Source organism: Bremerella sp. JC817, assembly GCF_040718835.1.
Classification (GTDB): Bacteria; Planctomycetota; Planctomycetia; order Pirellulales; family Pirellulaceae; genus Bremerella.
In genome coordinates this window covers 231223-242500 of sequence record NZ_JBFEFG010000267.1, presented here as the reverse complement: position 1 = coordinate 242500, position 11278 = coordinate 231223, and the positions used below count along the sequence as shown (strand labels likewise).

The 11278-nt window shown below is 55.1% G+C and carries 10 protein-coding genes; 6 read left to right on the top strand and 4 right to left on the bottom strand.

The features are described 5' to 3' along the window. Positions 1-32: 32 nt before the first annotated feature. Entirely contained in the window at positions 33-1307 is a 1275-nt protein-coding gene (locus AB1L30_RS09710) for an efflux RND transporter periplasmic adaptor subunit (RefSeq protein WP_367013215.1), read from the bottom strand. 353 nt (positions 1308-1660) lie between these two features. Continuing rightward, positions 1661-2257 (bottom strand): hypothetical protein, encoded by a 597-nt coding sequence (locus tag AB1L30_RS09705; RefSeq protein ID WP_367013214.1) that lies wholly within the window; start codon positions 2255-2257, stop codon positions 1661-1663. 274 nt (positions 2258-2531) lie between these two features. Here AB1L30_RS09705 and AB1L30_RS09700 point away from each other — a divergent pair, with 274 nt between their 5' ends. The 6 genes from AB1L30_RS09700 (at position 2532) to AB1L30_RS09675 (ending at position 8855) form a co-directional block, all read left to right on the top strand. Beyond that, a complete protein-coding gene (locus AB1L30_RS09700) occupies positions 2532-2840 on the top strand; it encodes a hypothetical protein (protein ID WP_367013213.1) in 309 nt (102 codons plus the stop codon). A gap of 191 nt (positions 2841-3031) precedes the next feature. Further along, positions 3032-5749: a chemotaxis protein CheW gene (locus AB1L30_RS09695; protein ID WP_367013212.1), complete on the top strand. Its 2718-nt coding sequence runs from the start codon at positions 3032-3034 to the stop codon at positions 5747-5749. After that, positions 5746-6201, top strand: a complete 456-nt coding sequence (locus tag AB1L30_RS09690; RefSeq protein ID WP_367013211.1) for a chemotaxis protein CheW — start codon at positions 5746-5748, stop codon at positions 6199-6201. Before AB1L30_RS09695 ends, AB1L30_RS09690 begins: the two co-directional genes overlap by 4 nt. 315 nt (positions 6202-6516) lie before the next feature. Next, positions 6517-7596: a chemotaxis response regulator protein-glutamate methylesterase gene (locus AB1L30_RS09685; RefSeq protein WP_367013210.1), complete on the top strand. Its 1080-nt coding sequence runs from the start codon at positions 6517-6519 to the stop codon at positions 7594-7596. Beyond that, complete coding sequence (locus AB1L30_RS09680; protein ID WP_367013209.1) at positions 7587-8435, top strand: protein-glutamate O-methyltransferase CheR; 849 nt, start codon at positions 7587-7589, stop codon at positions 8433-8435. The genes AB1L30_RS09685 and AB1L30_RS09680 overlap by 10 nt, the downstream gene beginning before the upstream one ends. A gap of 93 nt (positions 8436-8528) precedes the next feature. Further along, on the top strand, positions 8529-8855 hold the full coding sequence (locus tag AB1L30_RS09675; protein ID WP_367013208.1) for a cupin domain-containing protein: 327 nt from the start codon (positions 8529-8531) through the stop codon (positions 8853-8855). On the opposite strand, the gene AB1L30_RS09670 is transcribed toward AB1L30_RS09675, so the two are convergent. Further along, positions 8850-9737 carry an aldo/keto reductase gene (locus AB1L30_RS09670; protein WP_367013207.1) on the bottom strand — a complete coding sequence of 296 codons (888 nt, stop codon included), beginning with the start codon at positions 9735-9737 and terminating at the stop codon, positions 8850-8852. The two genes, AB1L30_RS09675 and AB1L30_RS09670, sit on opposite strands and share 6 nt — an antisense overlap. Then, complete coding sequence (locus tag AB1L30_RS09665; RefSeq protein ID WP_367013206.1) at positions 9734-11242, bottom strand: potassium/proton antiporter; 1509 nt, start codon at positions 11240-11242, stop codon at positions 9734-9736. Before AB1L30_RS09665 ends, AB1L30_RS09670 begins: the two co-directional genes overlap by 4 nt. Between the last annotated feature and the right edge of the window lie 36 nt (positions 11243-11278).

The window sequence follows — 11278 nt, the reverse complement described above, 5'->3', positions numbered from 1 at the left end:
ACGATTCCATCGCGTGGGAGAACTCGGGTGAACTACGACTGCGACGACTCTGGCTCACCCTCTGTGCGAGGTGGCTGATCGTTCATCGGCCGCGATGGGACATCGGCATCAGGCTGTGAATCGGTTGACTTGGGCTTTGGCCCCGGAGGGTTCAGCAGTGACTCGTCCATTGTGAGCGTGGTTTCTTTTGGATCGACCACCGCCCCGGGACGCGACTGCTGAATGCCATCGATGATGACCCGGTCGGTTGGTTCAAGGCCAGTTAAAGCCACGACCATTTCGCCGAACTTATTGCCGACTTCGATATTGCGGCGCTCGACTTCATTCTCGGCATTCACAATCAACACGTACATTCCGGTTTGATCGAAGCCGGTCGCTCGCTCTGGAATCAGCAAAGCATCTTTCTTCACTTCAATCGGGGCACGAATGCGAACGAACAAGCCCGGGACGATCTTCTGATTCGGATTGGGGAAGATCGCTCGAACTGCAAACGTACCAGTACTTTCATCCACGGCCAGATCGGCGAAGTTAAAACGGCCTTGGAATGGAAAGTCGTCGTCCGTTGCTCGAGCCAGGTAAAGGGGCATGTCGCTGGCAGTGTCGGCACCCATCGATTCCTTGGTATCGAGGAACTCCAAGTAGTCCCGTTCCGTAATTGAGAAGTTGGCGTAAATGTTGTCGTACGAGATGACCGTGGCCAGATGTGTCGAAGGAGAACCGGTGACCAGGTTCCCTTTCTTTACCAGGGCTTTGCCGACCTGGCCTTTGATGGGCGTACGGACTTCGGTGTAGTCAAGGTTTAGCTGGGCTTCGTCCAGGTGGGCTTCCGCTGAAAGCACAGCTGCTTCGGCTCCATCCATTTCGGCTCTCGCCGCGACCAGGTTCGTTTCCGGCGTGGCCTTCTTATCAAACAGTTCTTTCTGGCGAGCGTACTCGATCTTGGCTTTCTCCAGCGAGACTTTCTGGGCATCGAGTTCCGCACTCGCCATATCCCGGGCGGCCTGGTATCGGCGTCGTTCGAGGACGAACAGCACTTGATTCGCTTCCACGATCTCGTTGGGCTCGAACTTGATCTCTTCGATGAACCCTTCGACGCGAGCTCGAATCTCGACCCGTTCGACAGCTTCGGTCGTCCCGGTCTCTTCCATGTAGATCGTCACGTCGCGGATCAGCGGTGTGGCCACGTTCACTTCAACCGGTGGCGGTGGCTGATATTCGTTGGTCTTGGCACAACCAATCGCCACGGTCGAGAGCATCAAGAGGAGGCATTCGCAGACACCAAGGCGAGAGTAAGAATGACTGAGCATGGGTGAATCCTGGTTGCGTACGTATACTCACTCGTGGTTCGTGCTTGACTGCCATCCGGCAGACTCGCCGCTGAGCAACGTTCAACAACCAGGAAGAAGTTCGCTGCTAGTCAACTAACGGCAAACTACGGCACATTTGGCTTCGATTTCGTATCGAACGTTCCAGAAGCATGTCCCGAGGTATGCCGCTTTTGGGGCAGTGGTTATTGATGTTGGGGACGGCGATCGCAGATCCACGCGGGATTGGCTTCACTGTAACACTTTCGCCCAAAACGAACACCATGATTTACACCACATCATTGAAGAAGTCTTCATGAAGTGCCTGGGACGTTCGCTGGCAGAGGGGCCGATGCTTAGAGCCAGGCTTGGACGATCTCTTCGACGACTTCGCCGTCGAGCGTTTCATGGGCGATCAGGTTGTCGACAATCGCCGCCAAGGCTGCCCAGTGGTGATCCTGACCAAGGAGGTCGTAGATGGTGCGTGTTGTCGATTCGAGATAGGCAACACGCTTCTGATCGGAGTTTAGAAAGTTGCCAGTCGCGATCCAGGCCGCTTCCCAATCGCCAGCCCATTCTGCCACGAACCCAGGATGTAAGGGCTCTTCGCTGTGGATCATTTCAGCGACGGGACCTGCCAACGCGACGAGAACCATCTTTTCGTACAGTTGTTTGCGGGTAAATCGATCGAGTGGCCATTCGACTCGAATTTCTGCAAAGCGATCAGGGCCATCGTCCCATTCCGGTTCCAGAGTCACGTAGCGAACCCGAGCTCCCACCATCAGAGCCATCAAGGCGTGACCTGCTTCGTGATATGCGTTGACTTCTTCGTCCATCCAGATCTCAGCAGAGAAATAATCGGCGCTACCGAACCAAGTCTGTTGCGCGTTTCGGACATCGCAAATCGAGGCACTTGGCGGCAGGACCGTTTCGATCGTTACCAGCGAATACAAACAATGGGGGATGCCAGCCTATTCCCTGGATTTGCTGATGTTCCAGTTGCCGGGGCAATCGGAGACCCCAGGGTAGTAATGGGCCCACAACTTGACACTGCTTTATTGTCGGCGGTGATTCAATCTCATCAAGGACCTACTCGTCATGCACTTCGGACTCTATCTCCTTCGGCAAGAAAGAATCTCCGGTCCGCAATTCATCCAGGCAGTCTCGCACCAATTGCAAACGCGTCCCCAGATTGGCGCCTTAGCGATTGAAACGCGAAGGCTCTCGATGCGAGATCTGTTTAAAACCCTCAGTATGCAAAGCACGGCGAACAAGTCGTTTGGACAAGTTGCCGTTGAACTTGGGGTGCTGACCAGTGACGATGTTCGCGACCTACTTGCCATTCAGCTGGAGCGAACTACCCCACTTGGCGAGGTGCTGGTCGAGCTAGGAGCTATCTCTCCGCAGGCGTATCAACGCGAGATGAGAGCGTTCCGTGTCGGAATGGCCGAAGGCGCGAACCCTGCCCATAATGTGGCCTTTCTCGAGATCGAAGCAATCGAAGCCGCCTTTGCAAATTACGAATTGATCTCGTAGGTCTACAACTGGGGCTGCTCTTTGGCCCCTTTCAAATGCGACTCGTACTTTGCTTGTAATCGGCGCAATCGGAAGTGTCGCATTGCGCTAAGCCGTATTTCACGGCTCCGACGGATGGTTGGTTCTCTCTTTCCCGACGCTGCAACCTAAATCTATGCAAACCAATTACCGACCGTGGGAGAGACGTCAATATGTCGTTCGATGATCCAGCACTCCTAGCCGAGTTTGTTACCGAGTCGCGAGAGCACCTTGCCGACGTTGAAGGGCAACTCCTTGAAATTGAATCCAATGGCGCAGATATCGACGTCGACCTGGTAAATAAGGTCTTCCGAGCGATCCATTCGATTAAAGGGGCGGCAGGGTTCATGGGGTTAATTCGTATCAACGAACTAGCACATGCCCTGGAAAACGTACTCGGTAAGATGCGGACCAAAGAGCTTGCTCCCAACTCGCGCATCGTCGATGTCATGCTAAAAGCGGCCGATGCTCTGTCGGGGTTGATCAACGACATCGAAGCGTCGAATGACTCTGATGTTACGCACCATGTCGAATTGCTGAACGAAATTTACGAGTCCTCGGACGAGGCTGTCCAAGAGGAAGAACCTGTCGCACCGGTTGTTGAGCAGGTGGAAGATGCTCCGGTCGAAGAAACTCCGGAGCCAGTGGAAATGCGCGAAGAGATCACACCGGAACCGATTGACGAAGAGCCAGTCGTGAAGAAACCTGCCACCTCGAAGAAGGCCGCTTCTGCCGACCAGCCAACTGCCGGTCGCAACGCTTCGACACCGCAGGTCGAGTCGAGCATTCGCGTTCAGGTGGGTGTCCTCGATCGTCTGATGAACCTGGCCGGTGAACTGGTGCTTGGACGTAACCAGCTTCTGCAGACCGTCAACAATACCGATGGCAACAGCATGCAAGCGGTCGCGGCCCGTCTCGATCAGGTGACCAGCGAACTGCAAGAAGCCATCATGCAGACCCGCATGCAGCCGATCGGCAACGTCTTCAACAAGTTCCCCCGTGTCGTGCGAGATCTGTCGGCCAAGCTGGGCAAACAGTGCAACGTGGTCATGGAAGGTGGCGAAGTCGAAGTCGACAAGACCATCATCGAAGCGATCGGAGACCCGCTGACCCACATGGTTCGCAACTCGGTCGATCATGGTGTCGAAATGCCTGACAAACGGGCTCAAAACAAGAAAGATCCGACCGGAACAATTACCCTCCGTGCTTATCATCAGGCGGGTAAAGTCCGGATTGATATCTGTGACGATGGTGGTGGTATCGACACCCGTCGTCTGAAAGACAAGGCCGTTGAACGGGGAATCATCACCAAAGATCGCGCTTCCCAAATGTCGGACCGCGACGCAGTCTGGTTGATCTTTCATCCTGGCTTCTCGACTGCTGAAAAGATCAGTGACGTCAGTGGTCGTGGTGTGGGAATGGACGTGGTCCGAACCAACATCGAAAAGATTGGTGGCTCGGTCGACATCGAGTCGGTGCTTGGCAAGGGAACAACAGTTCAGATCACGTTGCCACTAACCCTGGCAATTATCCCTTCGATGCTGATCCGATCTTGTGGTCGTCGCTTTGCGATTCCACAGGTCAACATCGTCGAACTGGTTCGTGTTCGCAGCAGCGAGTCTGCCCAGCGAATCAGCAAGGTGAAGGGAGCTCACGTTCTTCGTCTGCGAGGAACGCTGCTGCCACTGGTCGAACTCGATCGGGCTTTGAACTTCGCCGATTCCGAGGAAGGATTGGATCGCAAAGATCGTCCACGACAGATCGTTGTCGTCGAAAGTGGTCAGTTCCGGTACGGACTGGTCGTCGATGAAATTGACGACTCGGAAGAAATCGTCGTCAAGCCGCTGGGACGTCATTTGAAGTCGTGTGTCTGCCTGGCAGGAGCAACGATTCTAGGCGATGGTCACGTGGCACCGATTCTCGATGTCTCTGGCATCGCGGCAAAGACGGATCTGCGAACCCACGAACAAGAAGATATGGAAGATGTCCACCTTGCCGAGGTTGCCGGTGCTGCCGAACGTCAATCGCTGCTGTTGTTCACCAACGCACCGCAAGAGATGTTCGCGGTCCCGATGAGCCTGATCTCGCGAATCGAACGAATTCGTATCGATCAGATTGATACCGTTGGTGGTCAGGAACTGCTGCAGTACCGTGGCACTTCGTTGCCGCTGCTGTCGATCGATCGCTATATCAAGGCCCAGGCACGACCTGATCTGGCCAACGTTCACGTGGTGGTGTTCCAGATCCACGGCCGCGAAGTTGGTTTGATTGCCGCAGATTTGAACGATATCCGCGAAGTTACTGCCGAGATCGATGGAACCACTTTCCGGGAACCAGGCGTGGCTGGATCGATCGTGCTCGACGATAAGACGATCCGCATGATCGACCTTTACGAATTGACCTTTACGGCACATCCGAAATGGTTCGAGGACAAACCAACGGCTCCGGTCGATGAAGAGCGGGTCTACAACATTCTGCTGGTGGAAGACTCGTCGTTCTTCCGCAAGCAAGCTCGTGAGTATCTCATAAGCGAAGGCTTCACCGTCGTGGAATGCGAAGATGGCCAGTACGGCTGGGAAACGCTGAATCACGATGGGCACGGAATTGACCTCGTGATCACCGATATCGAAATGCCGCGAATGAACGGCTTCGAGTTGACGACCCGGATTAAGACCGACCCAGAACTGTCGAAGTTGCCAGTCATCGCGTTGACCTCGCTGGCCAGCGACGAGGATCAGCATCGTGGTGCTGAAGCTGGCGTTGACGATTACCAAATCAAAATGGATCGCGAGAAAGTCTTGTCGGCTGTTTGGCGCTTGTTGGCTCCAAAACAGAACGTTCGCAAGAGTGTCTCCGCAAAGAATGCTAAGCCGGAAGGAATTTTGTCATGAGTTCTGCGACTCTGAAGAAGTCGGCTCCAGCCGATCTGCAACTGGCAACGTTTTACGTCGGGGACTTGTTGCTCTCGTTGCCGATTGGCTTCGTGCAAGAGATCAACCGGAACCTTGACCTGACCGAGGTTCCTCATGCTCCACCTCACGTCCGCGGTGTAATCAACCTGCGGGGTGACGTCGCGACCGTGATCGATCTTCGGCGGATCCTTGGTCTAGGGGCTGCCGAAGTGACTCCTCAAAGCCGCAACTTGATCGTTCGCTCTGGCGATGAATCGATTGGGCTGTGGGTCGACCGGATCGCTGACATCATTTCGATTACCACCGACGGAATTACGCCTCCCCCTGCGAACATCTCGGGCGCAGATGGGCGTTATTTCAAAGGGGTTTACCGCACGGATAGCGATATCGTCGTGATCCTGGACGTCGACGAAGTGCTGTCGGTCGAATAGATTTCGGGAGTCGCTCCATCGGCGCAATGTTTGCTGTGGAAGCCTGTACCCGAAAGATCGCGCCGTATATTTGAGATGGTGCGAGAAGTGACAACAAATTGTCAGTCGTTCGGTACTCTTGGAAAGGGGGCGAACGGCAGGTCCGGCCTGCTTCGATGCTTGTACCACTTCGTCGCATAATTGGAAGCGCGAAGCCAACGTCCTGCAAGGTCGCACAGTCACTGGCGAACGGAATCGTACTGCAACAAGAGACCCCAACCGCTTGGATTACATCCTGTTGAGTTGGACGCTGGAGATGTAAAGGAAGCGGAAGCGATGCGTGTTTTGATTGTGGACGATTCAACCTTGTTTCGGAAAGTAGTCCGAGACACGCTGGCTGAATGTCCTGGTGTGGAAGTCGTCGGTGTCGCATCGGACGGCCAACATGCGCTCGAAAAGATCGAACAGTTTCAGCCAGACCTGGTAACGCTGGATGTCGAGATGCCGATCCTCAACGGGATCGAAGTGCTCCGTCAGCTGCACATGCGTCCGGTGAAGCCTGATGTGATCATGCTGAGCGCCATGACCGATCACGGCGCGCTCGCGACCACCCAGGCCCTTCGCCTGGGCGCTTTCGATTTTGTGCTCAAGCCGAATCACTCGAAGCTGGAAGATAGTTGCAACCAGCTTCGCAACGACCTGCTCCCCAAAGTGAAGGTGCTGCAGGAACGTCGCCACAAACAAGCCTTTCCGGAGACGAACCGGGTTGAAGCGGCTCCTCCAATCCTTTCCAGCTCGGAAGCTCCGAAGGTAATCGATCCTTCCAAAGCGAAGGTCGTGGGAATTGGTGTTTCCACCGGAGGACCGGCGGCACTTTCGCAATTGCTGCCGAAGCTTCCCGCGAATCTGCCAGTTCCGCTGCTGATTGTGCAGCACATGCCTCCGATGTTTACTAAGTCGCTGGCGAACGATCTGGATCGTGCCTCGAATATCTCTGTACATGAAGCGACCGATGGTCAGGTGGTTCAGCCGGGCAACGCTTACCTTGCCCCGGGTGGCAAGCAGATGAAAGTGGTTGTTCAGGACGGCCAAAAGAAGATTCAGATCACCGACGATCCAGCTGAACGAAGCTGCAAGCCGTCGGTCGATTATTTGTTCCGCTCGATCGCTCACGTTTATGGAGGCGAAGCCATGGCCATGGTGATGACCGGCATGGGAGACGACGGAACGATGGGGGCTCGATTGATGAAGCGGAATGGATGCATGGTTGTTGCTCAGGAAGAGAAAAGTTGTGTTGTTTTTGGAATGCCACGTCAGGTGATTGCCGCCGGACTGGCGGATAAGGTTGTCCCGTTGGACCAACTGCACGAGATCATTCAAACTGCCGGTGTGAGAGGAGTCACGCGATGCCGTTAAGCATGGGCGATATCGATGCGGTGTGCGACCTGGTAAACGACCTGTGCGGGATCTGTCTTGATTCCAGCAAGTCGTACCTGATCGAAAGCCGACTGGGGCAACTTGTCGAAGACCATGGCTGCACCAGCTACGAAGACCTGGTCCGCAAGGTGCGTCTGGGTGCCGATTCTGGCTTGAAACGCAAGGTGGTCGACGCCATCACGACCAACGAAACGCTCTTCTTTCGCGATCAGTACATGTTCGAGGCACTGCGCCACAAAGCGTTGCCGGAACTGATCGACGCAAAAGAAAAAACAGCGTATCCAACTCGGCTCCGTATCTGGTCGGCGGCTTGTAGCACCGGGCAAGAGCCTTACAGCCTGGCAATTACGTTGTCGGAGTTAATTCCAGACATTCACCGTTGGGATATACAAATCCTGGGGACAGATATCTCGGACAAGGTGGTCGCGAAGGCGAGTCGTGGTTGGTACGCCAAGCACGAAATCGAACGTGGCATGTCGCCGGAACGCTTGCAGAAGTACTTTTCCCCGGAAGAAAACGGTTGGCGAATCCGGGACGAGATTCGCTCGTTGGTCTCGTTCCAGCGTCAGAATCTGCTCGAACCGTTCGGCATGTCGGCACGGTACGACATGGTCTTTTGCCGCAACGTGGCGATCTACTTCACCCGCGAAGTGCGACGCGACCTATTTCACCGGTTGGCAGCGACAATGATTCCCGATGGATACCTGTTTGTTGGGGCTCAAGAATTTCTAGCCGACGTTGGCCCGAACTTCACTCCCCAGCATCATTGCCGTGGAACGTTCTATCGCCCCAACATGCGGGTCCCTTCGTACGTTTAAGCCGAACATGCGTTGGCTTGTACTAGCGACTCATTATCCGTTACGCTTGTGTCGAGGAATGACGCTGTGTTCTTCGCAAGCCAAGGGTAAGTCATGTCGTCAGGCAATTTGCTCGCTTCAATTCCAGAGAGCCTTTCTGAAGAGTTGTTCGAAACCCTTGCGCAGGCAGACGACGTCAAGATTGAGCGTATCGTCTCAGCCTCGCATGCTTCGCCTGAAGGGTTCTGGTACGATCAGCCGCAGCACGAGTTTGTGCTGCTCGTCGAAGGAGAGGCAGTCCTGCGATTGGAAGGGGAAGCCGATCCCAGGCACCTAAAGTCGGGTGACTTTGTTAATATCCCGGCTCGGCAAAAGCATCGTGTTGAATCGACTTCCACGGAAGGGAAGACCATCTGGCTGGCGATCCACTACGGATCATAGAGCAGCCACACGCTGCCGAATCTCTTGAATCAGATCATCCGGCAACGCTCCCTTCGCAGCGGCGGCGACATTCTCTTGCAGATGCACCTCGTTACAAGTGCCGACAATCGCGGTGTCACAGTGCGGATGCGAGAGTGTGTACCGCAAAATCAATTCGGCCCGCGTCATGCCATCGGTAAGAAGCTCTTCCAGCTTCGCTTCCGTCCAGACATCGTTCAGGGCAGGTCGTTGAATCTCGGCATCAGGACCACCATGGGCGATGCCACCACGTATGATGATCCCGGCACCAGCTTCTGCGGCTTCCGTGATCATATCGTGGTGAACCGGGTTCAGGCACGAGTAGGCTACCTGAAAGGTCTCGAAGACGTTCAGCGCCAGCAAGTCGGGAAGATCGTCTAGTTTGGTGGAAATGCCAATGTGTCGGACGAGGCCCTCGTCGCGAAAGCGGAGAAGTTGATCGATGAGCCCGGCCTGCTGGAGAGACTCGGCATCGCCACCATGAAATTGCAGTAAGTCGACATAGTCGGTCTGCATGCGTTTCAGGCTCGTTTCCAGGTTCCGCTGAACGACATCGGGGCGCCATTCATGTTGGATCTCGATGTGATCTTCGTGTTGGATGTAAGCACACCCGCACTTGGTCGCGAGGTAGTATTCGCTTCGCCGCGAACTGATAGCGCGACCGATTCGTTCTTCCGCCACGCCATAGTCTGGGGCCGTATCGAGGAAGTTGATTCCCGAGTCGAGCACCAGGTTCAAGAAGCGTTCCGCCGCGTCATCTTCCACGACACGCACGCCCCAGGTATTCGGCCCCCGCAAACCCATGGTGCCGTAGCCGAGTTGCGTTACCGAAAGACCTGTCTTGCCGAGAGTTCGATAGATCATGCTTCTGGTGGGGGAGAAATTGTCGGTTCGGTTTCAGTTTCGTGCGGTGGGGAAAAGATGGCGTTGATTCCCTCCCCTGCCCCGGTGCGAACGACGACGATGACATGGTCACCGGCAAGTATTTGAGTCTTGCCGCGTGGTGGGATGAACTGCTCGTTTCGGGCAATCAAGGCAATCGTGATTCCGTCTGGCAGATTTAATTGGCTGACCAGTTTGCCGGCGGCTGGCGAAGTCTCTTCGATGGTGTAATCGAGGATCTCCCCTTCAACATTCCGCAGCGAATTGATTTCAAGTTGAACCGGTGCACTGGGTGGCATTGGTTGATCGAGTCCCAGCTTCTTTGCTGCCCAAGGCAACGACCAGCCCTGCACCAGAGCGGACAGCACCACCACGAAAAAGACAACATTAAAGACGAGTGAAGCTTCGTCGATGTCGAAAAGCAGTGGGAAGGTTGCCAGCGTGATCGGGACTGCTCCTTTCAAACCGCCCCAGCTTGCCAGGGCCATTTCGTTCCAGCGGAATCCAAACGGAGCCATGCACACCGCCACGGCGATCGGTCGCGCGATCAAGATCAGCACGATCGCAATGCCGATCGATTGCCAGCCGACGGCAATCAAACTGCTCGGGAAGCTAAGCAGCCCCAACACAATAAACAACGCGATCTGAGCCAGCCAGGCCAGCGCGTTGTGAAAGAGTAGCGTGCCACGTTTGAAAACAACCTTGCTGTTTCCAATCACGATTCCAGCCACGTAGACCGCCAGAAAGCCGCTGCCCCCCAGGTACGATGCCAGACCAAAGGTGATAAGTCCCATGCCTGTCGCCAGCAAAGGATAGAGCCCGGCCGTATCAAGATGTAATCGATTGGTGAGCCAGACGGCAATGTAGCCAAACGCAATCCCAACCAGGCCGCCCACAATCATCTGGGTGAAGAACATCAAGATTAATCCCCCGCCCCAGCCGACGTCGGCCCCGGGCTTTAGCATCTCGATGCAACCAATCGTCATGAAGATGGCCATCGGATCGTTTGAGCCACTTTCGATTTCCAACGTGGAACCGAGCTTCTGCGGTAAGGCAAATCCGCCAGAACGGAGCACCGAAAAGACCGCCGCGGCATCGGTCGAGCCGACGATACTTCCCAGCAGCATGCCATGCAGGATGGGGATATTCAAAATCCAGCTGGCGGCTAACCCCGTCACGATCGACGTAATCAAAACGCCCAGCGTCGCCAGCACGAGCGATGGTTTCCAGGCGGAGCGAATCGAGTCAACCGTCGTTTCCAGGCCACCGTCGAAGAGGATGATTGCCAAGGCAAGCGAGCCGACCGCGTGGGCGAGTTCGTAGTCTTCAAACTCGATTCCGCCGAACCCTTCCGAACCGGCCAGCATGCCCAGTCCTAAGAAGAGAACCAGCATCGGTACCCCGTAACGCGCAGAGATCTTGCTGGTGATGACCCCCAGAAATAGCAGGATTCCCCCATCGAGAATCGCGTCGTCAATCCAAAACATGAATGCGTCTTCTGTGATAGTTCCATGATACGCGTT

Coding starts and splice junctions, on each gene's coding strand:
- AB1L30_RS09700 (WP_367013213.1), top strand. CDS start 2,532: ATGCGAGATCTGTTTAAAACCCTCAGTATGCAAAGCACGGCGAACAAG.
- AB1L30_RS09690 (WP_367013211.1), top strand. CDS start 5,746: ATGAGTTCTGCGACTCTGAAGAAGTCGGCTCCAGCCGATCTGCAACTG.
- AB1L30_RS09680 (WP_367013209.1), top strand. CDS start 7,587: ATGCCGTTAAGCATGGGCGATATCGATGCGGTGTGCGACCTGGTAAAC.
- AB1L30_RS09670 (WP_367013207.1), bottom strand. CDS start 9,737: ATGATCTATCGAACTCTCGGCAAGACAGGTCTTTCGGTAACGCAACTC.
- AB1L30_RS09685 (WP_367013210.1), top strand. CDS start 6,517: ATGCGTGTTTTGATTGTGGACGATTCAACCTTGTTTCGGAAAGTAGTC.
- AB1L30_RS09710 (WP_367013215.1), bottom strand. CDS start 1,307: ATGCTCAGTCATTCTTACTCTCGCCTTGGTGTCTGCGAATGCCTCCTC.
- AB1L30_RS09675 (WP_367013208.1), top strand. CDS start 8,529: ATGTCGTCAGGCAATTTGCTCGCTTCAATTCCAGAGAGCCTTTCTGAA.
- AB1L30_RS09665 (WP_367013206.1), bottom strand. CDS start 11,242: ATGTTTTGGATTGACGACGCGATTCTCGATGGGGGAATCCTGCTATTT.
- AB1L30_RS09695 (WP_367013212.1), top strand. CDS start 3,032: ATGTCGTTCGATGATCCAGCACTCCTAGCCGAGTTTGTTACCGAGTCG.